General features: G+C 55.7%; 18 protein-coding genes and 1 tRNA gene. 11 read left to right on the top strand and 8 right to left on the bottom strand.

Going from position 1 to position 24,266, the window contains the following annotated elements; all coding sequences use genetic code 11:
- Positions 1 to 15 precede the first annotated feature (15 nt).
- The 3 genes from NHH03_RS02550 (at position 16) to queG (ending at position 5,867) form a co-directional block, all read left to right on the top strand.
- A complete protein-coding gene (locus tag NHH03_RS02550; RefSeq protein ID WP_253154170.1) occupies positions 16 to 2,178 on the top strand; it encodes a cation:dicarboxylate symporter family transporter in 2,163 nt (720 codons plus the stop codon).
- A 75-nt stretch (positions 2,179 to 2,253) separates the two neighbouring features.
- Positions 2,254 to 4,794 carry a PVC-type heme-binding CxxCH protein gene (locus NHH03_RS02545; RefSeq protein ID WP_253154169.1) on the top strand — a complete coding sequence of 847 codons (2,541 nt, stop codon included), beginning with the start codon at positions 2,254 to 2,256 and terminating at the stop codon, positions 4,792 to 4,794.
- Entirely contained in the window at positions 4,794 to 5,867 is a 1,074-nt protein-coding gene (gene queG / locus NHH03_RS02540) for a tRNA epoxyqueuosine(34) reductase QueG (RefSeq protein ID WP_253154168.1), read from the top strand. Before NHH03_RS02545 ends, queG begins: the two co-directional genes overlap by 1 nt.
- A gap of 212 nt (positions 5,868 to 6,079) precedes the next feature.
- On the opposite strand, the gene NHH03_RS02535 is transcribed toward queG, so the two are convergent.
- The gene (locus NHH03_RS02535) at positions 6,080 to 7,114 is read right to left on the bottom strand and encodes an aldose epimerase family protein (protein ID WP_253154167.1); all 1,035 of its coding nucleotides are present in this window, start codon (positions 7,112 to 7,114) and stop codon (positions 6,080 to 6,082) included.
- A 79-nt stretch (positions 7,115 to 7,193) separates the two neighbouring features.
- Between NHH03_RS02535 and NHH03_RS02530 the strand changes: the two genes are divergently transcribed.
- From NHH03_RS02530 to NHH03_RS02515, 4 genes are all read left to right on the top strand, one after another.
- Positions 7,194 to 8,306 (top strand): tRNA dihydrouridine synthase, encoded by a 1,113-nt coding sequence (locus tag NHH03_RS02530; protein ID WP_253154166.1) that lies wholly within the window; start codon positions 7,194 to 7,196, stop codon positions 8,304 to 8,306.
- A gap of 134 nt (positions 8,307 to 8,440) precedes the next feature.
- Complete coding sequence (locus NHH03_RS02525; RefSeq protein ID WP_253154165.1) at positions 8,441 to 9,721, top strand: lactate racemase domain-containing protein; 1,281 nt, start codon at positions 8,441 to 8,443, stop codon at positions 9,719 to 9,721.
- 258 nt (positions 9,722 to 9,979) lie between these two features.
- Entirely contained in the window at positions 9,980 to 10,456 is a 477-nt protein-coding gene (gene rimI, locus NHH03_RS02520) for a ribosomal protein S18-alanine N-acetyltransferase (protein WP_315861420.1), read from the top strand.
- 59 nt (positions 10,457 to 10,515) lie between these two features.
- Complete coding sequence (locus NHH03_RS02515; protein ID WP_253154163.1) at positions 10,516 to 11,631, top strand: exonuclease domain-containing protein; 1,116 nt, start codon at positions 10,516 to 10,518, stop codon at positions 11,629 to 11,631.
- Positions 11,632 to 11,728: 97 nt separating this feature from the next.
- Here NHH03_RS02515 and NHH03_RS02510 read toward each other — a convergent pair whose 3' ends face one another.
- Complete coding sequence (locus tag NHH03_RS02510) at positions 11,729 to 12,958, bottom strand: DUF1015 domain-containing protein (RefSeq protein WP_253154162.1); 1,230 nt, start codon at positions 12,956 to 12,958, stop codon at positions 11,729 to 11,731.
- A 269-nt stretch (positions 12,959 to 13,227) separates the two neighbouring features.
- Here NHH03_RS02510 and NHH03_RS02505 point away from each other — a divergent pair, with 269 nt between their 5' ends.
- On the top strand, positions 13,228 to 14,151 hold the full coding sequence (locus tag NHH03_RS02505; protein ID WP_253154161.1) for a carbohydrate kinase family protein: 924 nt from the start codon (positions 13,228 to 13,230) through the stop codon (positions 14,149 to 14,151).
- Positions 14,152 to 14,363: 212 nt separating this feature from the next.
- Here NHH03_RS02505 and NHH03_RS02500 read toward each other — a convergent pair whose 3' ends face one another.
- On the bottom strand, positions 14,364 to 14,690 hold the full coding sequence (locus tag NHH03_RS02500; protein ID WP_253154160.1) for a DUF6793 family protein: 327 nt from the start codon (positions 14,688 to 14,690) through the stop codon (positions 14,364 to 14,366).
- Between the two features lie 81 nt (positions 14,691 to 14,771).
- Positions 14,772 to 15,011 (bottom strand): hypothetical protein, encoded by a 240-nt coding sequence (locus NHH03_RS02495; protein ID WP_253154159.1) that lies wholly within the window; start codon positions 15,009 to 15,011, stop codon positions 14,772 to 14,774.
- Between the two features lie 239 nt (positions 15,012 to 15,250).
- Between NHH03_RS02495 and NHH03_RS02490 the strand changes: the two genes are divergently transcribed.
- A tRNA-Asp gene (locus NHH03_RS02490) sits at positions 15,251 to 15,324 on the top strand.
- A 105-nt stretch (positions 15,325 to 15,429) separates the two neighbouring features.
- Here the strand turns inward: NHH03_RS02490 and nadB are convergent.
- Positions 15,430 to 17,085: an L-aspartate oxidase gene (gene nadB, locus NHH03_RS02485; protein WP_253154158.1), complete on the bottom strand. Its 1,656-nt coding sequence runs from the start codon at positions 17,083 to 17,085 to the stop codon at positions 15,430 to 15,432.
- A 144-nt stretch (positions 17,086 to 17,229) separates the two neighbouring features.
- Complete coding sequence (locus tag NHH03_RS02480; RefSeq protein WP_253154157.1) at positions 17,230 to 18,174, bottom strand: DUF1570 domain-containing protein; 945 nt, start codon at positions 18,172 to 18,174, stop codon at positions 17,230 to 17,232.
- Between the two features lie 390 nt (positions 18,175 to 18,564).
- Here NHH03_RS02480 and NHH03_RS02475 point away from each other — a divergent pair, with 390 nt between their 5' ends.
- Positions 18,565 to 19,896, top strand: coding sequence for a hypothetical protein (locus tag NHH03_RS02475; protein ID WP_253154156.1), 1,332 nt, complete (start codon positions 18,565 to 18,567; stop codon positions 19,894 to 19,896).
- A gap of 161 nt (positions 19,897 to 20,057) precedes the next feature.
- Positions 20,058 to 21,062, top strand: a complete 1,005-nt coding sequence (locus NHH03_RS02470; protein ID WP_253154155.1) for a peptidylprolyl isomerase — start codon at positions 20,058 to 20,060, stop codon at positions 21,060 to 21,062.
- Between the two features lie 92 nt (positions 21,063 to 21,154).
- Here the strand turns inward: NHH03_RS02470 and NHH03_RS02465 are convergent, their stop codons facing one another.
- Positions 21,155 to 22,651, bottom strand: a complete 1,497-nt coding sequence (locus tag NHH03_RS02465; RefSeq protein WP_253154154.1) for a hypothetical protein — start codon at positions 22,649 to 22,651, stop codon at positions 21,155 to 21,157.
- Positions 22,652 to 22,841: 190 nt separating this feature from the next.
- Positions 22,842 to 23,780 (bottom strand): TIM barrel protein, encoded by a 939-nt coding sequence (locus NHH03_RS02460; protein WP_253154153.1) that lies wholly within the window; start codon positions 23,778 to 23,780, stop codon positions 22,842 to 22,844.
- Positions 23,781 to 24,266 lie beyond the last annotated feature (486 nt).

Below are 24,266 nucleotides of genomic sequence, written 5' to 3'. Positions count from 1 at the left end.
AAGAGATTTACCAGCATGACGCAGATGATCGTGGTTGGGATCATCGCTGGAGTTCTGTGCGGTTTGTTTTTTGGCGAATCGACGGAATCGATTCAGTGGGTCGGCGACGTTTACGTTGGATTGCTGCAAATGGCTGTGCTGCCGTATGTGGCGGTCTCATTGGTCGCCAACACAGGCCGGCTTTCGCCACGATCGAGCTACCAACTGCTCCGTAGCGCTGTCATTGTCATGATCTCTTTGTGGCTGATTGCGATCATCACACTGGTGATCATGACGATGGCATTTCCTGTCTGGAATACCGGCTCGTTTTTTAGCAGTCGTTTCTCGGAAACACCACCGCAGCCGAATTGGATGGAACTGTTTGTCCCCTCCAACCCGTTTCGTTCGTTGGCAGAGAACGCGATCCCCGCGGTGGTCGTGTTCAGTTTAGGCGTTGGGTTTGCGTTGATGCGGCATCCGCGGAAAGAGCAGTTGCTGGAACCGTTGCAGGTTTTTGTCGAGGTGCTTGGAAAGCTCAACCGCATGGTCGCCAAATTGACTCCGATCGGCATGTTTGCCATCGTTGCCTCGACTGCAGGAACGATTAGTCCCGAGAAGTTCAAACTGCTGCAGGGCTATCTGTTGACCTATGGGGTGTCAGCGTTGTTGCTGACCTTTATCGTGTTGCCAGTCTTCGTGACCACGGTGACGTCACTGCGATATCGAGATGTGATCCGTGTGGCTCGCAATCCTCTGATCACAGCATTCGTGATCGGTAACACCTTCGTCGTGCTGCCGATGATCATCGACGCCGTGAAAGAGTTGTTTGACGACCATCCGACATTAGGACATTCGCATCACAATAGTCCGGGTTCTTTGGTCGCGCTTGCCTATCCTTTTCCCGATGTTGGTCGAATCATCGGGTTGATCTTCCTGCCATTTGCAGCCTGGTTCTTTGGCAATGTGATCGACCCGACGACCTACCCCGCGCTGCTAGGAGTTGGCTTTCTGGGTTCCTTCGGAAAGCCCGTGATCACGTTGCCGTTGCTGCTGGAGATCGCAGAACTACCAAGTGATATTTTTAATCTGTACCTGGCTTCGGGAGTCATTGCGGCGCGGTTCGGAGATCTGATGAAGTCGATGCACTTGATCGTGTTCTCGATCTTGACGATCGCCATCTTGGAGGGCACGTTCACCATCAAATGGGGCCGGTTGATCAGTCGAATCTGCGGAGCACTGCTGTTGGTCGGACTTTCCGCAGGTTTGATTCGTGGCTATTTAACCAACGAATTTCAAGACCACTATTCAAAAGAGAAACTGATCACACAACGTGAAATGCAGTTTCACAAATTCAGCAGTGTTGCCGACGTGACAGTGAAAGTGCTGGAACGATCGCAGCCGAATCCGGACCCGATCGAACCAAATCAATCGCGTGTTCAACGGATTCAACAGCGAGGATTCATTCGTGTCGGATTTGATGCCGGCAAAATGCCTTTCGCCTATTTTCGCGCCGACACGCAGATGTTGATCGGATTTGATATCCAGATGGCCTACTATTTGGCAGATGATTTGGGAGTTGGCATTGAGTTTGTCCCGATCGAACAAGGGAAACTTTATCAGCAACTTTCAGCGGATCACTTCGATGTCGCGATGTCAGCGATCGAAGGGAGCGTGCGGCGAGCGGCCAGCATGCCATCGGTCGACGCTTACATGGACGTGACGCTAGCGTTTGTGGTGCCCGATCACAAAAAGTCCGAATTCCAAGACAAGGCAGAGATTCTAAAACGTCCGCAACTCAAGTTGGCGGTGATCAAAGGCGGCTACTTTGCCGAGCACCTCTTTCGAGCGATGCCTAAAAACACACAGGTCGTGTCGCTTGAATCGCCAGAGGAGTATTTCAACGGTGTGCACCGTGACGTTGATGGTTTGGTCATCAGCGCAGAATCGGGTTCGGCTTGGACGCTGCGCAACCCCCAATTTGCCGTTGCCAACCCTTTCCAAAACCGAGTCCGCGTTCCGCTGTACTACATGACGGGTGATGACATCGCATTCGGGATGTTTTTGAAGAATTGGTTGGCGCTCAAGCGTTCCAACGGCACCTACGACGAGCTTTATGATCACTGGATTCTTGGTGAAGACCCGGTGGACGAAACGAATCGCTGGTGCATCCTGCGAGATGTGCTGGGTTGGATTGACTAGTGCTGCGTCGACGCCAGGTGACCGCATCAAACGAGGCCACCCCGAGTTTTCTGTTTGAAGCCTCACTGGTCTGCCATGCACATCGGATGTCTCGTCTACAATGCAGCGCTGCAGAAAGCACTTCTTCCCCGCGAGTTTGCCGTGACACCGATTCGTTTCCTGTTAACTGCCTGCGTATTGTTTTGTGCCGGCGAACTGTTTGCTGATCCGCCACAGCCTCCCTTGGTCGTTGATCCGGATTGGCAAATCGAACTGGTGCGCAGTGAACCGGACATCGTGACGCCGGTGGCGTGTGCATTCGATTCCGCAGGTCGACTGTTGGTGATTGAATCTCACACGCACTTTCCTCCTGACAACTACTCCGGTCCAAAAACAGACCGGATTCATTTGCTGGCCGACTCTGACGGCGACGGTAGTCTGGATGACCAATCGATTTTTTACGAGGGCGGAATTGCAACGATGGGGCTGGCGATCCTGCAGGATAACTGGATCGCTGTCGCCAACCGCAGTGAAGTCATCCGCATCAAAGATTCCACCGGTGACGGCAAGGCTGATCTGCGCGAAGTCCTGCTACGTTTGAATACCGTCGCTGAATACCCGCATAATGGTCTGGCCGGGTTGGTCATGGGACCGGATGGTTGGTTGTACGTCGGCCAAGGAGAGAATTTTGGCGAGCCCTATGAATTGATCGCCAGCGATGGAACAAAACAAATTGGCGGTGGTGAAGGAGGGAATATTTTTCGCATCCGTCCCGATGGTTCAAATTTACAGCGTGTTGCGACCGGGTTTTGGAATCCGTTCGGCATGTGTTTCGATTCCGCCGAGCGATTGTGGACCGTTGGAAATGATCCGGATGCGATGCCGCCCTGTCGCTTGCTACAGGTTGTTCCCGGCGGTGACTATGGGTTCCAGTTTCGATTCGGCCGGGCTGGAACGCATCCGCTGCTGGCCTGGAATGGTGAATTGCCTGGCACACTACCGTTTGCTGCCGGCACAGGAGAAGCTCCCTGCGCGGTCATGCCGGTCGCCGACCGATTGTGGGTGACCAGCTGGGGGGATAACCGCGTCGAGGCCTATCGTTTGTCAGCTGAGGGGGCGTCCTGGAAAAGCCAGACCGAAACGATCGTGCAAGGCGACACTGATTTCCGCCCCGTCGGCATCGCACAGGCTGCTGACGGATCAATCTATGTGACCGATTGGGTTCGACGCGACTACAGCGTCCACCAAACCGGTCGGATTTGGCGTCTGAGTCGAAAGCAGAGTCAACCGGATACATCTGCATCAAGTTTGCCGGAACTCACGACCGCCGAAAAACTGGCTCAGCAGATCGCGAAATCAAATGATCGACTAGCCATTTTTGAGGCACTCGACGATCAAGACCCGTTCGTTCGCCAAGCCGCAACCACGGCTCTGGCTGAACAACCTAATTTGAAACAGATTGATTGGAGTGTGTGTCAAACATCTGGGCAGCAAATCGGATTGCTCGCCGCCTGGCGGTGGTTGGAATTGTCTGATCCATCGTCGATCACTGTGACCGAGCGTCAAAGGCTGTTGCGCCAGGGATTGGCAAGTCAGTTCGAAGGGACGGTGCTGTTGGCGCTGCGTTGGAGCGCCGAACGAGGAGAACAGTCACTGCTAGACAATATCCAAACGTTGCTGTCGCGGCCTTCGATTTCACCCAAATTGTTTGAGTCCGCTGTCGCGACGATTTCCTATCTGAAGGGTGGCACTTCACGCGGTGTGCGTGATCCGGTCCGGGAAAAACTGCTGTCCCAACTTGCGGCCGACACCCATCAATCCGCATCCATCCGGGCGATGGCGGTTCGCATGATTCCCGCTGACAGCAATCAACCCTCCGATTCAGAATTGTTGCAATGGGCGATCGATAGCAGGTCCGATCAGCTAGTCTTTGAAATCGTTCGCCTGTTAAACGCACGCTCCGGCGATGCAGCAATCAATGCACTGGCAGAGTTGTCCGCTAACGATCATGTCACCAATCGAAACCGCGCTGCGGCGGTCTCCGGGTTGGCCAAAGCGAAACAGCAGCAAGTTGGACTGTTGAATCGATTAGAATCGGAAAGTGAACCCGAGATGATTCGCGAGGAAGCGAGACGGGTGCTGGCCGATCACACCGCGACCGACCAATCCGCGCAACCGGACGCAACGGATTTGTCAGGCTGGATGAAACAGGTGGGTGATGGTGGCGACCCCGAAGCAGGTGGGCGAGTCTTTTCACGTTCAATCTGCATTCGTTGTCACGCGTATTCCGGACGTGGCGCGACGACGGGGCCGGACCTGACTTCGTTGGGAGGGCAAACACGTGAACGGCTGCTAGAATCCATTTTGAATCCTAGTAAAGAAGTTGGGCCGCTGTATGTGCCCTGGAAAATCTTAACCGTCGATGGCAAGGTGTTGGCGGGACTGAAAACGGCCACCCCAGGCGTCGGCCAAAAATTGTCGTTCCAAGGAGCTGACGGAGAACCGTTCCTGGTCGGATTGGAGGAAATCGAGCAGCATTCATTTAGCGATCAATCGATCATGCCAGCGGGATTGCAAAAGACAATGTCGATTGATGAACTCAGAGACCTACTTGCGTTTCTATCCAAGACAGAGTGATGGTGTTGCATCCAACCGAACGCTCAACCCACGCGGCGCCTTGGTTGCAGGCGTTTGGGCAGTTCGCCGAACAGTTGGGGTTTGTGAAATGGGGAATCGCCCCAGCGATCGATGCCAGCGGTTTCAGTGACTTGGTCAAGTGGATCGACAGCGGGTACGCCGCGGAGATGGATTATTTCGCCAATCGGCTGGATGCTTATCGTCACCCTCGCGGTGTGATGGCCGGTACCAAGAGCATCGTCGTAATGGCCTATCCCTATCCTGCGGATCCGCCCGACGATTCAGCAACGTCTGCTGTGAAAGTTGCTCGCTATGCTTGGCCAGGTGCCGACTACCACGACACGCTTCACCACAAAATGAAGCAATTGAAGCGGCTGATTCGCGACCAATCGCCGACGACAAACGTCCGCGGTTGTGTGGACACCGCGCCGTTGCTGGAACGGGAGCTCGCCGTCTTGGCTGGACTTGGCTGGCGTGGAAAGAACACGCTACTACTGAATCGCCAGCTAGGTAGCTATTTCTTTTTGTGCTGTTTACTGTTGGATGTCGAACTGCCTTACGACGATCCTTACCAGACGTCACATTGTGGAACTTGCACCGCATGCCTGGACGCCTGTCCGACCGACGCGTTTCCGGCTCCCGGCGTGCTTGATGCGAATCGCTGCATCAGCTATCTGACGATCGAACACCGAGAAGCGATTCCGATGGATCTGCAACGCAGCATCGGGGAGTGGGCGTTTGGCTGTGACATCTGCCAAGAGGTCTGTCCGTGGAACCGCAAGCCAAGTCGCCACAGCGACACGTCGGATCAAGACGCGCCACTGCGCCGCGTCTCGCTGGAATGGTTTTTCGATGCCGACGAAGATCAGTTTCGCCAGCGATTTCGCAAGACGCCGCTGTGGCGCACACGACTGCGCGGCATCCAACGAAACGCGGCAATCGTGTTGGGAAACCAAGGCCAGCGAGCGTCACTCCCGGCGCTTCGCAAGGGTGCCAGCAGTGACGACGAAATAGTCGCCGCCACCTGTCGCTGGGCGATCCAGCAAATCGAGCAAACAAACCCCAACGTTTGACCTGTCGCCGATCTGTAACTCACTCTGCCTCCAACATCGTCAAACCCCACCGGCTTGAGGTCTGTCCCCGGTCACTCGATAAAGAAAGCATTCCGGTGAACGTTGGTGTGGAGGATTCATCCGACCATGCACCACTCCTTCGATCCAAACCTGGTCGGATAAATCCTCCACACCAACCGGTGGCTGGGCATCGAGGGCGACCGACTCTTGGCTTACTGGACGCCGAAGCGGTGGACGGTGGTTTCGCGAAGTGTGTCGCCGGGCTTGAGCAATGTGCTGGGAAATTCCGGTTGATTGGGGGCGTCGGGATAGTGCTGTGTTTCGAGACAGAACGCATCATGTGATCCGTTTCCGGCAGTTCCGGGGCCGCCGCCTAAATGGTTCGCCGTGTACAGTTGCACGCCCGGCTGTGTGGTTTCGATCTCCATCGTGCGTCCGGATTCCGGATCGACCACCGAGGCCGCCGGGCGGAGCGTGCCGATTTCGCCACGAACGACGTAACAGTGGTCGTAGCCTTTGGTCGCAGGCAGCTGATCCAATCGATCGCCAAGCGCGGTGGCAGTGCGAAAATCCAGCGGTGTCCCGGCGACATCGTTGTATTTCCCGGTCGGGATCAAATCACCATCGACGTCCAATGCCTTGTCGGCTTGGATTGTCGCCACATGGTCTTTTGCCGTGCCCGTACCCGCGCCGCCAAGATTCCAATAGCTGTGGTTGGTCAGATTGACGTGAGTCGGTTTGTCGGAGGTTGCGGAGTAGACAATCGTCAGTTCGTCCGCATCATTCCAGCTGTACTCGGCCGTGGCCGTCACGTTGCCGGGGAAGCCATTGTCCCCATCGGGGCTATGCAGCGTGAATCGTACGCCGACGGTTTTGCTGTCCTGGAATGTCTGGGCGTCCCAGACCTGATAGGAAAAATTCTTCTTGCCGCCGTGCAGTTGGTGTTTTCCATGATTGACAACCAGGGGATACTCAGTGCCATCGATGGTGAAGGACGCGTTGCCGATTCGGTTGCAAAACCGGCCGACAGTGCTGCCAAAATAAGGATGTCCGTCGACGTAGGGTTGCAGCGAATCGAAGCACAGATTGACGTTGGCAAGTTTTCCGGCTCGGTCGGGAACTTCGACTTCCAGCAAGGTGGCGCCAAAATTCATGACGCTGACTTGATGCCCGTGCGAGTTGACGAGTGTGTAGCGGGTGATCGGCTGGTCGTCGGCGGTTCCAAACGGAGCGGTTTCAATCTTCATGGAGGCTGATTGTGGCGGCTGGGCGAAAGTGACGGCGGAAACAATTGCGAGTGCAAAACATGTCAGAGAACGCATCATCATGACCGGTCAAGTGAAGGATTTAAATGGGGCGATTGAACCGCCTTCTAGTGTAACGAGTGGGCTGGATCAGGCGCTGGTGATTGGAAACGTTCCATTGGGCTTTCCCGTCGTCCAAGCCGCACTAAGCGGATACAGCGATCTGCCGATGCGTGTGATCGCCCGTCGCCACGGCGCGAGTTACACGGTTTGCGAAGTCATGTTGGACCAGTTTCTGTTGGCGCTGAACAAGCGTCAAAAGACGAAACACTTTCTAGACATTCACCCCGACGAACATCCCGTTGGCGGCCAACTGATGGGCGCCGAACCCGAACAGTTCTCGCTGGGGGCGTTGAAACTGGTCGAAGCCGGATTCGACATCATTGACGTCAATTTTGGCTGTCCCGTCAAAAAGGTACTCGGTCGTTGTCGCGGCGGGTTTCATCTGTCGCAACCCGCTGTCGCGATCGACATTTTGCAGCGCACCCGTGACATCGTGCCCGACCACATTCCGGTGACGGTCAAAATGCGGCGTGGGATCGACGATTCACAACAGTCGCGGGACGATTTTTTCCAGATTATGGACGGCGCGATCGATGCCGGGTTGGCTGCCGCAACCGTGCACGGGCGAACTGTCCAGCAACGTTACATTGGTCCCAGTCGCTGGGAGTTTTTGCGCGATGTGAAAGCGCATGTCGGCGACCGCATCAAAATCCTTGGCAGTGGCGACCTGTTCTCAGCAGCGGACTGTTTGCGGATGATGCAGCAAACGGGGATCGACGGCGTCACCGTGGCCCGTGGTGCGATCGGTAACCCCTGGATCTTCGACCAGGCCCGCCAGCTGTTTGCCGGTCGGCCGATTCCCGATCCGCCGCGCCTGTCGGAACAGGCCGCCGTGATGCGGGATCATTTTGAGCTGTGCGAACAAACCTATGGCGAAAAGCGTGCGCCAATGTTGATGCGAAAATTCGGCATCAAATACAGCCAAGCACATCCCCTGTACGAATCGGTTCGACTGGAGTTTGCCAAGATGAAATCGCGTGAAGAGTTCGAATCGATATTATTGGCTCGATACAGCGGTGACGGCCCGGGACGGATGATCCCACGTGAATGTCACGGCAGCCAAGAGGAGTAGCGTACTCGCTACACTGCAGAATACCTGGCAAACGGATCAAAACCGATCGCCAGAGAGGCTTGCCCCAGCGTGATCCCCAACCTTTCAATTTTTCAAATCCAATTGACGTGCGATCGATCGCACCACGGCTTCCTATGACAATCTATTTTGAAACCGGCAGTGAAACCACGTCACTTACCAGCGACGATCTGCGCGCGGCACTCACCGAAACGTTCGCAAAAATTGGTACACCCGAGAAAGCACTGCTGTTGCCACCGGACCACACGCGATTGTTTAGCCGCGCCGGTGAAATCACTTCGCTCTGCTACGAAATGCTGGGTGAACGGATCGCCGACATCATGCCGGCGCTGGGCACACACAGCCCGATGAAACCCGAGCAGTTGTCTCACATGTTTCCTGGTGTGCCGTTGGATCTGTTTCGCCCCCACCGCTGGCGCGATGACGTTGTCACACTTGGGACGGTCCCCGCGTCGTATGTCTCGGAGGTAACCGAGGGACTGTACAACAAACCCTGGCAGGCCCAAGTCAACAAATTGCTACGTGACGGAGGTCACGATTTGATTTTTTCGATTGGTCAGGTGGTGCCACACGAAGTCATCGGCATGGCCAACTACAACAAGAACGTCTTTGTCGGCACCGGCGGCGTGGAGGGGATCAACGAAAGTCACTACTTGAGTGCTGTCTATGGCATCGAGCAAACACTGGGGCGCGCTAACACGCCGCTACGACAAATCCTGAACTATGCCCAAGATCACTTTTGCGAAGGGATGCCGATCGTTTACGCGTTGACCGTGGTTCAGCAACTGCGTGACGGCACGCTGCACACGCGTGGTTTGTACATCGGCGACGATCACGAAACGTTTTTCAAAGCCGCCGATTTGGCCTATCGCGTCAATATCACTCATCTGGAAAAACCACCGCAACATGTGGTCGCCTATCTGGACCCCGCCGAATTTAAAAGCACTTGGCTGGGGAACAAAGCGATCTACCGAACTCGATTGGCAATCGCCACCGGTGGTCGACTGACGATTTTGGGGCCGGCCGTGGAAGAGTTTGGCGAAGACGCCGAAATCGACCGCTTGATCCGACGCTATGGCTATCGCACCAAAGAAGAAATCGTGCAATTGGTGGCCGATCACGAGGACCTGGCGGCGAATCCATCCGCAGCGGCCCATTTGGTACATGGATCACCTGAAAACCGTTTCGAAGTGGTCTATGGGGCTGGGAAATTGACCGCCGACGAAATCGCATCGGTCGGCTACACCCCCGGCGACATCAATGCACTGATGCAACGCTACGACGTCGGCTCGTTAAACGACGGATGGCATACCGATAGCGATGGCAGCGAGTTTTATTACATCCAGAATCCCGCTTTAGGGCTATGGCAGGCCGACTTGAAACACCAACCCGGTTAAAATTCCGCCCAAAATTCTCACAACAAATTCACAGGGAGCTGAAAACAGGGGCCAATCTGTATTGGTTCCAGTCCATGCGTTTGCTATTTTCCCGGCACACGGCAAACGACACGATGAACGGGACGTTTTGCTGGTTTTTTTGACGCATTTTGCGATTCGCCGGCCTGTCAATTAGCAGCCTCGGGACTCGTCTCGCTGGAAAGGAGCCCAGAAATGAAGCAAGCCAAAGAAACCCCCGTATGCGTGCATATTCGTTGGATGATCCGACGCGATATGCCCTCGGTATTGGCGATTGAACAGAATTGCTTTGAGTTCGCTTGGACTGAAGAAGACTTCATTCGCTGTCTCCGGCAACGGAATTGCATCGGCATGGTCGCCGAGAAAGATGACAAGATTGTGGGATTCATGATCTATGAATTGCACAAGAATCGGCTGCACATTTTAAACTTCGCGGTTCACAGCGAACAACGTCGGCACGGCGTCGGAAACGCGATGTGCAGCAAACTGTTCGGCAAGCTGTCGCACGAACGACGCAACCGAATCATGTTAGAAGTCCGCGAAACCAACTTGGAGGCTCAACTGTTCTTCAAGAATCTTGGGTTCCGAGCGATCAGTGTCCTGCGTGATTTCTACGACGATACGGTTGAAGACGCTTACCTGATGCAATTTCGCTATCAGCCCAACGCGACTGAAATCGCTCAGCCACACAACCGCATCACACGGATGGCTGGTTAACGCTGATTGGGAATCGGTCGGCTCTCGCCCCGGCGTCGTTCTGGGCGTAAACTTTTGCGATGGCATTCCTGGCAAATTTTACTGCGATCGATTTTGAAACGGCAAACCGCCGCCGCGACAGCGCCTGCCAATTGGCGGCAGTGGTGGTCCGCGACGGCCAGTTGGTCGACGAGCGGATGTGGATGATCCGGCCTGACCCATTCTTTTTCTCGCCGGGCAACATTCGGATTCATGGTATCCGCCCAGCCGATGTCGAATCCCAGCCGACATTCGGCCAATTGTGGGACGAGATCGCGACCTTCTTGGTCGACGACTGTTTGATCGCCCACAACGCCCCCTTTGACATTGGGGTTCTGACCGGGTGCTTGGAACGTCACGGGTGTGACATTCCCGATCTGCATTTTTCCTGCACACGGCTGATTGCCCGCCAAACTTGGCCGGATCGGCAACGCTTTGGTTTAAAACCGCTGTCGCAGTGGTTGGACATTCAATTCAAACACCATGACGCGCTGGAAGATTCGAGAGCCTGTGCCAAAGTTTTGCTGGCCGCCGGAATCGCTCGTCAAGCCGAATCGATGGTCGACTTGGAACAGAAACTCCGCATCGTGCGCGGCAAGGCGGGGAAATGGGGCGTTAGCCATGCGGCTCGCAAGGACAGCAAGAAACGAAAGCCGGCAGCGAAAAAAACACAGCCTGGCGTCCCCAAACGCATGCTTCGGCGTGGCGGCGGCCCCTCGTTGGCGCTGTCGATGAACCCGTTTGACGAATCGTCGATCACGCGTGAAATGACATCCGACTCTGCCGGCAATGAAACCGCCGTAGCCGGACACAGCGCTTCCGGACACAGCGCTTCCGGACACAGCGCTTCCGGGCACAGTGGGGCTGCCCCGGTCGATTGGCAGCGACTGGCGATTCGCGCTGAATTCATCCAGCCGCTACGAGGAAAACGCATCGTGTTTTGTGGCCAACTGCAAATGCTTTCGGTACAGCAAACGCATGAATTGACACTCCGCAGCGGTGGCGTGCATCAGACCACGGCGGACGACGATACCAATTGTATTGTCATCGGCACCAATGGAATCGACCAACAACAAGCCGACGCACTGATCCAACGCCGCGAAATGGAAATCCTGAACGAAGATCAATTCCTAAGCTTGGTTGGATTCAACCGTTAGTACAGGCGGAAAGAGGCATCCCGACCGAAAGTTCAAGCGAACAGCACAAGAACCCGGTCGGATGAATCCTCCACACCAACGTTGTGGCGATCGAAAATCAATCCAGCAGGTGGGTCAAAAGACCACTGCGAAGTTTCGGTTCGAACCAAGTGCTTTTTGGTGGCATCACTTCGCCGGCATCCGAAACCGACATCAGTTGATCAATCGATGTCGGATACATCGATACAGCAACGGCCCAGTCACCGGAATCGACTCGCCGTTCCAATTCTTTGGTGCCACGAATTCCACCGACGAAATCAATTCGCGGGTCAGTTCGCACGTTTTCGATGCCAAAGATGGGATTGATCACACGTTTTTCCAACAATGCGACGTCCAGACAATTGATCGCATCGTTTTGGTCAATCGAATCGGCCGGAATGGTTAGCAACCACCATTGCCCGTCCAAGTAGACGCAGAAGGAACCCGCACTCGGTGGCACCGGATCACTGGTCTTTTCCAACGTACCCACCTCTGCCAAACGCGCGCGAACTTCGTCGGGCGACATACCGTTCAAGTCTTTGATGATGCGGTTGTAGGACAGAATGTTTAACTGTGTTGATGGAAACAGAACCGTCAAGAACCAGTTGTATTCTTCTTCGCCGGTGTGTCCCGGGTTGGCTTCGCGGCGCGCCTTGCCGGCACGCCAGGCACTGGCAGCGCGGTGGTGACCATCGGCCACGTAGAAAGCCGGGACCTGAGTCAGTGCGGAAACATAGGGATCGGCTTGGTCGATTTTCCACACCGTGTGCTGAACGCCGTCATCGGCGGTGAAGTCATACAGGGGATCGGCTTGGATCGCTTGGTTGACCAATTCGTCGACACTGGCGTTATCCCGATAGGTCAAAAAGACGGGACCGGAATGGGCACCGAGTGTCATCACGTGACGGGTACGATCGTCTTCTTTGACCGGACGGGTGAATTCGTGCTTGAGGATTAAGTTGTTTTCGTAGTCATCGACGTGACAACAGCAGACCACACCGATCTGGCTGTTCCCGTTCATGATCTGGCGATACAGAAAGATTCCATCGTTCTCGTCTTGGACCAACACTTTGTCACGCAAGAATCGCTGCAGATTCTCTGCTGCCTTGGCGTAGATTTCGTCCGCATAGGGGTCGGTATCAGCCGGCAGATCGATGTCCGGACGAACGACATGCAAAAATGAATCGCTATTTCCCTCGGCAAGCGCTGCGGCTTCGTCACGGTTGACGACGTCGTAAGGAACGCTGGCCACCCGGGCGGCGTTTTCAACCTGAGGACGAACGGCACGAAAGGATTTGACGCGTGGCATCGGAATTTCTTGGGGGAATGGTGTCAATTGAAAGCTGCGCGAGGCAAACTTTATACGCGCCCATCCGGGTCTGCGACAGCCCCATCGGCAAGACCGCCCGCGAGACACTAAGATGGGCGTTGGTTGCGTTTTGAAGCTGCGATATGATCACAACCCGACGGGATTTTGCCGGTTGATGGGATCCCTGGCTGACACTTCGGGTAACTAAAAACCAATGCCCACGCGAAAACGCTGGCTTCAAAACGCACTTGTTGAGGAGATCCGCCGACTTGACGACTGAATTTGACATCGTGGGGATCGGCGTTTCGGTCTGGGACAACCTGTTTCTGGTCGATGAACTCCCCCACCGAGGCCAAGTCGTCCAGGCCTGTGAACGAGTCGAGGGGATCGGCGGCGGCATCACGGTTGCGCTGGCCACGGCCGCACAGTTGGGTTCGCGCGTCGCTCTGGTCGACTCGCTGGGCGATGACCCGCCCGCGAAGCGGATTCTGGAAACTCTTCAAACATTGGGCGTCGACTGTCGTCAGATCACGCAGCATCTGGGCAAGACCAGTTCCGTCGCATCGATCTGGGCTGACAAAGCCGACGTCGAACGAACCATCGTCTTTTCACCTGGCAGCGCTTGCGACCAATTGTCATGGTCGAATGAACTCGGGGACGCAGTCGCCAGTGCCAAGTTGCTGCATCTCAATGGTCGACATCCCGAAGTATGTCGCCGCGCGATTGAAATTGCCAAGCAAGCCACCACTCTGGTCTCGTTTGACGGTGGCGCCTATCGCTATCGCCCCCAGATCTTGCCGATGCTGATGGGTGCCGATATTGCCATCGTGGCGGCGCAGTTTGCGGCGCAACACTTTCAGATGCGATATCCCAATCGCTCGGTGATTGGGGCGCGGGAATTAGTGGAGTTTTTGTCGGCCGATCTGGGATGCCAAATTGCCGGAGTGACCGATGGGGCCGGCGGGAGTTACTTGAAACAGCAAGGCCAACCAACCATTTTTCAACCGGCGATCGAAGTGGATCAAGCCGTCGACACGACCGGCTGCGGCGACACCTATCACGGCGCCTTTCTACACGCTTGGGTCGCAGAACAATCGCTCAGCCAAGCCGCACAATTGGCGGCCCAAACGGCATCGCAGAATGCCCGCCGAATGGGGGCCTACTCGCTCGCGTCAATGCCAGGTGGACAGTGAATGGCGGTGCGACGCGTGAGTTTTCACGTTGCGCTTTTACGTGGGGCATTGGTAAGACCAAAAATCCCTCGCTCACGCGTCGGGTTGTGATGAAAAACGCTGGCTTCATAACTGACGCGTCGGGATGGGATCAAAACCACGGCTAACGCCCAGCGGCTGATTCGATCAAGACACTGTCTAATCAAGACACTGTTCAGTGAAGCCGCCGGTTGCTACCAGCCCATGACCATGTTGGATTCAATCATCTTTCGGGCCTGATCCAAATCGCTGCCGGTTTCCATTCGGTACAACCGGATCGCGTTGACTTTGTCGCCCGCCGAACGGTTCAGGCATTCTCGAGCCACCATGCAGGGGTCCAAGTTGGTGTTGGTTAACCCCAATGCCCCTTTGCTGATCACCCAGGTGTCCCGGGGGCGTTTGGTCAGCCGCACGACCTCGTCATGCGGGTAGGCTTCATACACGACCACCCGAGCGGCGTCTTCGTCGCTAGCCCAGGTGATGATGATGTGCGAGTCAGTTTCGATTTCAAACAGCGGCATGATTGATTCTCCAGGCCGGCCGGGCATGCTCAATAATTGATCCAAATGATCGGTCAATTAGGTTCTACGCGATAGACCGTGTTATCGGTTCACGCCGGGCCCCTTCAAGCACATAAATCCGAAAGCAACGGCACAACCGGCAACAATCCCCCAATGGGTCGTCGACATTTGGCTGGTGTAGCCCGACAGTTCATTGCCGCTGTCACGGATCCAATCGTTAATCGATGCGGTGAACAAAAAAAATTGGTTGGCGAACATCGCGGATGTCGTGGGTTTCTTAGTTTTCGAGCAAAAGATGCGTGGATCGATTTCGCGATTCATCACCACAACGCTAGGTCTGGAACAAACCCCGGGACTGCAAAAAAATTGCTTTCGTGGAAAAACATTTGCTCTCCGTTTCGCGGGGAATAAGCGAAAAAACGACCCGGAGAATAATTCGCTAGCAGATGATTAAAGAAACGTTTGCGAAACAGCCGAAGCATGGTCTTGCAGCGGGAACGACCATGTATATAATCCCGCTCCATCAGAGGACAGCAACGCCTTCGAGCGAGCTGAATTCTGGCGCGGTAGCTCAATTGGTTAGAGCCCCGGACTGTCGATCCGGAGGTTGCGGGTTCGAGTCCCGTCCGCGTCGCTAGAGAAAAGCCCGGTTGAAAAACCGGGCTTTTTTTATGCGCTCACATTGGCTCAAGAATTGACCGGCCGGCGACGGCGATCAGGTTTGCTGGCGTCGCAGTCGTTAGACGACAGGAATGTTTGCCGGTTCAAGCAACGCGCCGCGTTGTGGGTAGCCACCGTCGACGTTGATTTGGACCGTCAAATGACGACGCCAATGTTCATCGTCGGGGGCAGGGTGGTCGCTGCGAAAATGCACGCCACGCGATTCCGTACGCACCATGGCGGAGGTGACCATGATTACCGCGCTGGTCAGCAGGTTTTGCAATTCCCAACCCGATTCGTCTGAGAATTGATGGTTCATGACGTACGCGGAATACGAGCGAATGGTGTCGGCGGCCTTTTGTAAACCGGCGGCATCGCGTTCGACTCCGACAAACCGTCCCATCAAAGTCTTCAGCGACACACGGACGTCATCGATATCAAACGACTCGCTCGAGGAAGTCACCGATTGACGGATCGGCAGGGCCCGCATCTCGTGGACTTCTTCGCTAGCCGAGCGGGATGCCGCCACGCCCGCCGAGGCACCATACACGAGGCCTTCGAGCAAGCTATTGCTGGCCAATCGATTGGCGCCGTGCAGACCGCTGCTGGTCACCTCGCCGGCCGCCCACAAACCGGGCAGACTCGTTCGGCCTTGGCGATCGACCGTCACGCCACCGACCATGTAATGCGCCCCAGGGCGAACGGGAATTCGATCGCTGGCGATATCCAAGCCAAACTTGGAACAGGCCAACGCGATGCCTGGGAATCGCGCCAGAACGTGTTTGGCATTCAGGTGCGACAGGTCCAAGTAAACACAGGGGTGCGATGTCTTGTGCATCTGACGGATGATGGCTTGGCTGACCACATCACGCGGAGCCAGTTCGGCGCGATCATCGTATTCGGGCATGAAACGGTGACCGGTGGAATCGACCAGGTAGGCGCCTTCGCCTCGCACCGCTTCGGTGATCAATGACCGCGACGAACCGGCGATGTACAGCACCGTCGGATGGAACTGCATGAATTCCATGTCACGCAGCTTCACGCCCGCACGGTAGGCCAGCGAAGTCCCATCGGCGGTCGCCACGGGAGGGTTGGTTGATTCGCGAAAAATCTGTCCAGCCCCACCGGTGCACAGAATAGTTTCTTTGGCCCAAACCATCACCGGCCGGCCACCGTTTTCGCTGATCACCGCGCCGCGACAGCGGCCTTCGTGTGTCAACAGATCGATCGTGAATGCGTTTTCCAGAATCCGTACGTTTGGCAGATCACGCGTGCGCTGAATGACCGCACGCATGATTTCAGCACCGGTGGCGTCGCCTTGAGCGTGCACGATGCGTTCGTGCGAGTGCCCGCCTTCGCGTCCGAGCTCCAATTCACCGGCATCAAAATCAAACTGCGTGCCCCAGCGGACGAGTTCTTCGATTCGGCTGGGGCCCTCGCGAATCACCATGTTGACGACGTCTTCGTCGCACAGATTGGCACCGGCGATCAAGGTGTCCCGAATATGATTCTCGAAACGGTCTTCCGGATCGATCACGCCGGCGATGCCACCCTGGGCATAGTTGCTGTTGGATTCGCGCAGCACATCTTTCGTCACCACCAACACTCGCTGATGCGGTTGCACCGCATTGGCCGCACGCAAACCGGCCAGCCCGCCACCAATGATCAACACGTCGGTGAAACGGTGGACTTCCTGACGCGTGTCAAAGGGGACCAAATAGCGCGGCGGCGTCATGAGCGGTTTTCCAGACAAGCGGTTGAACGGAGGGGGTTCGCGACACCGCTGAGATCACGACGAGGGTCTGGCGTGCACCGCAACGTATCAGTGTACGTCGTGGCGGCCAGTTTTGAAATATCCGGTCCCGGCGCTCGCCGGTGGTTAGAGCGTCTGCAAAAACCAACTGACATTTTTTGCAAACTGATCGATATCCGTACCGACCCAACGCTGAAAGTCGTTCAGGCGCGCAAACCGGTCGTAGGGCTGATAGGTCCCCCGAGCCGACGTCCCGGCGAGCACTTTGGCGAACGATTTCGGGTCGCGTTCGGACAAATAGAACATCATCGCCCAGGCCACCGAGTAGGCTTGGTCGGTTGTATTGGATTGACGAAACATCTCGTCGCTGCCGATCAGATCGCGAACCGCATCGGAAAAATCCTGGCTGCGGCCGCCGTCGTATTTGGTTCGGATCACGTTCATGCTGTAGTCGTTGATACGGTCGCGCAAGGTCATTCCGGTCTGTTGCGAAACCATGCTTTCGGGTTCAAACATTTGCCCGACGCCTTCGGTGACCCAGCGAGGCGTGATCACGATGCGGCTATGTACATTGTAGTTGTAAGCCGATTGGTGAGCGGCTTCGTGTCGCAGAGTGGCTGCGACGTGGGGCAGGTAGCCACCGTCATGCGTGATCACTCGATTGCTTTCGCGCGCGTAAATCCCGGCGACCCGTTTGGCACTGACTTTCATCCGTCGAAGTTCGTTGTACATGGCTGCGGAATCGGGCATCACAACCGCGACCATCGGGAATCGGCCTCGTCGAACCTTGACACCCCGGCGTGACATGTAGCTGACAAACGAACGGTGGCACTTTTCGAACAGTTCGGGCCAGCGCGACCCGCGGCCTTTGGGCTGGACCACTAAAAAATGATTCGTCGCCAACACTTCGAAATCACGACCGAACTCCGATTGCAGCTCGGCACGCATCTCCATTGTCGTCGAGGGTTCGTAAGCCGACCGTAACTCCCGCACCGTTTGGATCTGGCTGGCGTTCAAAGTGTGCAACTGGCCGTCACGCCCCAAGACCACCATCTCCGACGAAAAGTCCATGATCGGTATTCCCTGACGTGCCCGATCACCCCATGTGAATTCAATCAGTCCCGGCGAAACGGCTAGACAGCAGCTGCACTGCCAAAGAATCGCGATCATCATCGCCGCGCTTAACAGGCCGCGGTGCAGGATTGGTCGAGACAACTGGTGGAAACACATCGTTGGGCGGTCACTTTTGATGAAGGCTTTCGATTTGGGGGGAGAATGCCGAACCTGCAAACTCCGAATTTTCCCTGGTCCAATACGTTATTCCGCAGCTGAATCGATCTGACTGGCGAGCAACTCTCGCGGGGGTTTGGTAAGATCGAATTCCGCAGATTGGGTGCAGGGGCTATAGAAAACTAGCTCAAAAAATTGACACCCGTAGTCGATCGAATCCGGGGAATTGAAATGAGTCGAACGGTCCAAACGGTTTTGACGGTCATCGACAACTACCGATCCGCGTTTTCGCTGGGGTGGCTGGTACTGGGCTGGCTGGTGCTGGGGCTGCTGGCCGGGCAATCCGGCAGCACGCTGGCTGATGAACCGTCCGAGTCGGTTTCGAAAGACGATGTGTTGGAATGGGTGGATCAACTCGATGCGGCCAAAGCCAGCGAGCGAAGTGCCGCAGAACAAGCGTTGATTCAAGCGGGACTCGATGCGTTGCCGTATTTGCCTGACGATCGAGCCGGGTTTTCAATCGAAGCCACCGAGCGGCTGGCACGCGTCAAATCGGCACTGATGGCGCTGAAAGCCAAATCGCAATCCAAGACCATTCGCATTCGACTGGGTGAGGCCAAAACACTGGGTGATGCCTTGGAAGTGATCAGTCGTGAAAGTCAGATCGAATTTGACCATGCGGCCGACGATTCATTGCCGATTCAGTCGTCTGGCGTCCCGTTGTCATTCTGGCACGCAGTGGACCTTGTTTTGGACCAGGCCAATCTAGACGTCAATCACTACGGTGGCGACAAAACAACCATGAAACTGGTCGCACGAGAAGAAGGCCGCCAATCCCGCGTCAATTCGGCGGCATACAGCGGTGTGTATCGGATCGAACCAGTGTCCGTGAGCGCCCGCCGCGCATTCAACCAGCCCAGTCAAAACGGATTGAATCTGTCGATGGAAATCACCTGGCAACCCGGCATGACACCGATCGGTTTGACGATCCCTGTCCCGCAGTTGTCTGGCGCATTGGACGACGGTAAATCCGTCAAACCACAAAGCAGCGAACAAACGATCGAAATTTCGACCAACAATGAACTGGCATTCAGTGAATTCTACCTGCCGCTGGAATTGCCCGCCGGCAGCCCACGCAAAATCACCTCGCTGCGAGGAACGATTGAATCGCTATTGCCCGGCAAACGGCACGAGTTCGCGTTGTCATTGACGCAGTCCGGTGCCAGCGAAACGGTCGATTCGATGACTGTCAAAATTGAGCAAGTGCAGCCCAATGGACCACTGTACGAAGTCCGCTTCGCAGTCGAACTGAGCGATGCCGATCGCGCGTTGGAAAGTCATCGGCAATGGATTTTTCAAAACCCCGTTTATGTCAAAGCCGCCGATGGTCATCGGATCGAACATTTGGGATACGAACTCTACCGACAAACCGAGAACAGTGTCGGCCTGGGATACCTGTTCGAGATCGAAGATCTGACCGATGCAAAACTGATCTACCAATCGCCGACGTCGGTGGTGAAAAGTAAAGTTGATTTTGTGTTGCAAGACATCGCATTGCCATGATTCGCATCGCCAAACGAACGGTCGTCTCACAAACCGGGCAGGGGCTGTCAACGGGTTGGGGATGCAGCACAAGTTCGACCTCCCCACGCTCCGCTCGGCCCTCCTGCCAGGAGGGTGAAGTTCGGCAGCGGGCTTGCAGAGCACGGCTACGGGTACTTGCCATGCGACTTGCGTTATGGGTGGGCGCTGTGATTCTGACCAGCACCAACCTTGTCGCGCAGCGTAGCGAGGCGTCACCGAAATTGGAGTTCAGTGACCCGATCGCTGCGATTGATGGTGCCCCTGTGTTTTGGGGTGAAGTCAGTTACCTATTGGCGACGAAATTACGAATCAAAGATCCTGCCCAGGCCGATCTAAACGTGCAACGAGCAAGCAGTGCTCTGTTGGTGCGTCAACATTTAGCGATGCGGTCACTGCGTCAGCAAGGTGGCGATCGATTGGAAACCTTGCTGGATCGTCAGTGGCAATCCTTTCTTACGGGCTTGCAGCAGCGGGGGCAAAGTATTGAACAGTATTGCGAACGGTCGATCAGCGACGAACGATCAGTGCACCATGCCATCGATTGGGAAACGGCTTGGCGAGGCTACCTGAAAAGCCGCATGACCGATCAGAATCTGAAACGCTACTACCAGGCAAATGCCGCTCTCTATCAGCCGACCAAATGGGATGTCTCTCATCTGTTCCTGGGAATCGATGCACAGAATCGAACCGATTCGTTAGAGATTGCAAAGCAACGGATCACGCTGATCAAAGAGAAACTGGAATCGGCCAAGGCCTCAGCCGGACTGCTTGAGTCGACCTTTGCTGATCTGGCCCGCGATGAAAGCGAAGGTGCCACGGCCAACGACGGCGGACACGTCGGTTGGGTCTCCGATCGTGGGGATCTGCCAGCAAATTTGATCGATGCCATTCGCAAGACCGATGTCGGATCAGTCACCCCGGTCGTCCGCAGTCCAATGGGGTTTCATCTCGCGTTGGTACACGACCGATCGACGACGGAAGTGCAATATGAACAACTCGCCGATCCAGCACAGCTGCGCCGCGATGCGGCGGATGCGTTGTTCGACACCCTGGTCGACGCCCAACGTGGCGTCACCGTGACCTGGTATCTGAAACAGCTGCAGCCACCGACAGAGTCAACAAGCGGTCTCCAAAGCGGCGACTGAATACGGCGGTTCACGATGGGTTGTATCCCAGGCGTCGCAACCAGTTGGTTGAACGAAAGGCGACTGTGAAGGGTGCAGCTTTGCTTCGTTTATCAGTCGGTGGGGGCGGCGGTGGCTGGGACGGTGATCGCCGATTGACCTGGATGCAGATCGCTGCTGCGTCGATGTTGTTGCTGGGCGATGCGAATTCGATCTTCCGCTCGTCGGTTTTGGCCTTCCAGATGGTCGGTCCAACGTCTGCGTCCGTGCGAACTGATTGGGCCAGGTGCGATCAAGAACACGGCTCCGAGTCCAAAAATCAATCCGGCCAGCATTGAACCAAAGGTCAACGTCGTCGTGCCCGGGCCGACAGGATACTGAGTCACTTGGGGTGGGCCGAGTTCGGCGATCAGGTTGGTCGAAAGTGCTGCCGATCGGCTGGCTTGAGCCTCGACCAATCGTCGTTCGGCATCAGCGACTTGCTGAGTCCGTTGTCTGAGTTCCGCATCAATTTCTGCGTACGAGGTTCGCACTTCAGCCAGCATTTCCAGCTTTTCTGAAATCGAGTCGCGTTTTTGTGTCAACTTGGTTACTTGTGCCCGCTGTAGGTCCAACATCGGCTCCATCGATGCGATCACGGAGTTGGTTTCTTGAATGATGCGTTCGCGAATTTCTCGCTCGGTGGCGATCGCAGCTTTGCGTTTTGGATTCAGCAACGTGTAGACGCCCGACAGTTGGCTGGCTTTCAATTGCGCGTCGATCAGACCGTCTTTTAATCGCTGCAGCGATGGCTGGCTATTGAGCAGATCGCCGCCGCTGATCAACAACCGCTGAGGATCTTTGGCTCCGGCTACCAACAGGGCATGCAACGAGGTTAATTTTTCCAGTTCCAATTCAGCGGCCTGAAGTTGCTCCTTGGTATCCGCGAGCGCCCGTCGGTTGCTGCTGCCACCGGTAAAGGTGTCGTTTAGATTTCGCAGCTCGGCCAGGTCCGCACCAAATTTCACTTCGATCTCGTGCACCTGGGCGCTCACAGCATCTAAATTGCGTTTCCCCATGTCACGCGCATGCGTCAGTTCGATGATCACGCTGTCAGCACGTACGCGTCGCACATCGCGCAGGTGTTTGGTCAGATTCTGGAAAACAGCTTCACAGAATTTGACTGCACGCGGCCGAGTCTCGGCTTTGACTTCTAGATAGACGACTTCGGTGTTGCCAAAATCCGAGCCTTGGGGGGCGACAATATTGACATGCTTTTTGACCGCCGAATCGATCTCTGAAATCGAGGGCCAATCTGGGTCGAGCTTGCCATCGGGAGGTCCGATTTGTCGCAACGCCGCCGAGACGACTTCGCGGTTCAGCGTCATTTCCAGAATCGTTTCTTGAGCCGCTTTCAATTCAGTCTGGCTGGCGAACCGCCCCAGGCGGTCAACGGCTCGGGTCGCTTCATCACGAACGACCAGTGGCTGGCGGGCGGCGTACAGATCGCTGGACATCAGCGAATAAGCCACGCCAATGGTCCCGAACAATAGCACCGCGCCGATCCACAACGGTGCAAACAGAACCAAGACGTTGCGAATGTGTTTCCAAGGAATCGGCGCAGCGGACATGTGATGCATCGTGAGGGTTACAGCGGAGTATTCGCTGAACCCTAGGAGCGCGTTTCACCGAAGCGCCCGCTCGCTTTCTCAGGCAACGCCCTGACCGATTAGAAAAAATCAAATCTTGACGGTTGAACCGGATGTAACGATTCAACCGCCATGCTACCGGGGGGCGTTGGGACACAGTCCGAACGACAACCTACGCGATGGGCGTGGCTTCGTAAGGGATGTCCTCGATCAAATCCATCGGCAATGGTTTGACTTCCAAGCCGGCTTCGGTGCAGATACCGTCGATTGCTTCTTGGGCATCTTTGACGGTGTTCTCGCGGGTTTGGCCTTTGTAGCGGGTCGGCGATGCCGAGGGAGAAATCGGGCCTTCGAAACCGCTGGAGATCAAGTGTTTCACAACGGCGACGTGATCCAAGCTGCCGCCGGTGACGGGCAACACACAATCTTTGCGAGTGATTTTGGCGGGATCCGCGTCATCTGCCAAGGATCCCAAACGCACGGCCACGATGTCCGAGCCAGCGATCTCGCTCAGCTGGTCCATGCCGCCGTCGCCAACGGCCCAGTCCCAGGTGTCGACGATGTAGCCAACGTTGGCTGCGCCGACGCCTTTGACCATCGCGATCAGACCTTCGACGTTGCGAACGAAGTCGAATTCTTTCTTGGTAGCCAGTTCTTTGGACGAATCAAATCCGACGCCCAATTGGATGTCCTTTGCCGCCAAGACTTCGGCCACTTGGGCCAAACGGCCACGCTGCGTTTCGAAGTACTCGTGATAGGGCAAACGGTCGGTCGCCGCTGGCAATCGAATGTAGGCGCGAGTCGCACCCAGTTCCGCTGCCAATTCGGTCAACGGATGCAACGCACCCACTTGGCTGGTGAAAGCATCGTCGTCGGCATCCAAGTCGATTTCCAATTGGAAACCGCCCAGCTGTTCCAGACGTCCCATGCCTTCGCCCATGGCGGCCTTCAAGAACTTTGCCGCGTCGTCAGCGGTGGTTCGTTGTGACCGGCGGAGGATTTCGTACATGTCGATGTCCATCGACGCGAAACCGTAAGTCAGTGCCAATTCGATCAATTCGCTTTGACGACCGTTGATTCCGAGAGACTTAGGCGAAAAATTCTTGAGCATTCGAGTTCCTGTCAAAAAATGTGCCGCAGTCGCACGCTCAGTTCCTTCGTCACATCAGCAGCTCAAATTGATCTGCCGGGCAGGGCACTGTGGGTGGTCTAACAGCCGGTAAAGAGTACGGGGGAAAGTGAGTTTTATGCCAGTTTGGTGCGGCAGTATCGCAGAATGACCCCAAATCAGCCAAGGGGCGTTTCGACAGCTATTGTCGGCGTTTTTTTTCCCGGGTTTTCCGCTGTAAAAGTCGCCTAATCTATTGGGATCCGGCTCAATCCGGCATTCAACGCGTATTTTGCCACGAATTTTAGTGCTTAACATTTATTCCGCTCCCGATATCTGGTCTAATAGTTGCACCGAAATCACCCACTCGGTCCCCACCCCAAAACGTCACCCAACTTCCCACCTTGGTGACGCCAAAACAATGTGCACGTGTGCTGTGTGCTTGCTGGCGAGTTCAGGAAGCGTTTCAAAAGCGTTCTTCGAACAGGT

Source organism: Stieleria tagensis (genome assembly GCF_024129865.1).
Classification (GTDB): Bacteria; Planctomycetota; Planctomycetia; order Pirellulales; family Pirellulaceae; genus Stieleria; species Stieleria tagensis.
This window is presented reverse-complemented; position numbering and strand designations above follow the sequence as displayed.

Bases quoted from the DNA above. Each gene is read 5' to 3' on its own strand.
- NHH03_RS02550 (WP_253154170.1), top strand. From the start codon at position 16: ATGACGCAGATGATCGTGGTTGGGATCATCGCTGGAGTTCTGTGCGGT.
- NHH03_RS02545 (WP_253154169.1), top strand. From the start codon at position 2,254: ATGCACATCGGATGTCTCGTCTACAATGCAGCGCTGCAGAAAGCACTT.
- queG (WP_253154168.1), top strand. From the start codon at position 4,794: ATGGTGTTGCATCCAACCGAACGCTCAACCCACGCGGCGCCTTGGTTG.
- NHH03_RS02535 (WP_253154167.1), bottom strand. From the start codon at position 7,114: ATGAAGATTGAAACCGCTCCGTTTGGAACCGCCGACGACCAGCCGATC.
- NHH03_RS02530 (WP_253154166.1), top strand. From the start codon at position 7,194: ATGACCGGTCAAGTGAAGGATTTAAATGGGGCGATTGAACCGCCTTCT.
- NHH03_RS02525 (WP_253154165.1), top strand. From the start codon at position 8,441: ATGACAATCTATTTTGAAACCGGCAGTGAAACCACGTCACTTACCAGC.
- rimI (WP_315861420.1), top strand. From the start codon at position 9,980: ATGATCCGACGCGATATGCCCTCGGTATTGGCGATTGAACAGAATTGC.
- NHH03_RS02515 (WP_253154163.1), top strand. From the start codon at position 10,516: ATGGCATTCCTGGCAAATTTTACTGCGATCGATTTTGAAACGGCAAAC.
- NHH03_RS02510 (WP_253154162.1), bottom strand. From the start codon at position 12,958: ATGCCACGCGTCAAATCCTTTCGTGCCGTTCGTCCTCAGGTTGAAAAC.
- NHH03_RS02500 (WP_253154160.1), bottom strand. From the start codon at position 14,690: ATGCCGCTGTTTGAAATCGAAACTGACTCGCACATCATCATCACCTGG.
- NHH03_RS02495 (WP_253154159.1), bottom strand. From the start codon at position 15,011: ATGAATCGCGAAATCGATCCACGCATCTTTTGCTCGAAAACTAAGAAA.
- nadB (WP_253154158.1), bottom strand. From the start codon at position 17,085: ATGACGCCGCCGCGCTATTTGGTCCCCTTTGACACGCGTCAGGAAGTC.
- NHH03_RS02480 (WP_253154157.1), bottom strand. From the start codon at position 18,174: ATGGACTTTTCGTCGGAGATGGTGGTCTTGGGGCGTGACGGCCAGTTG.
- NHH03_RS02475 (WP_253154156.1), top strand. From the start codon at position 18,565: ATGAGTCGAACGGTCCAAACGGTTTTGACGGTCATCGACAACTACCGA.
- NHH03_RS02470 (WP_253154155.1), top strand. From the start codon at position 20,058: ATGCGACTTGCGTTATGGGTGGGCGCTGTGATTCTGACCAGCACCAAC.
- NHH03_RS02465 (WP_253154154.1), bottom strand. From the start codon at position 22,651: ATGTCCGCTGCGCCGATTCCTTGGAAACACATTCGCAACGTCTTGGTT.
- NHH03_RS02460 (WP_253154153.1), bottom strand. From the start codon at position 23,780: ATGCTCAAGAATTTTTCGCCTAAGTCTCTCGGAATCAACGGTCGTCAA.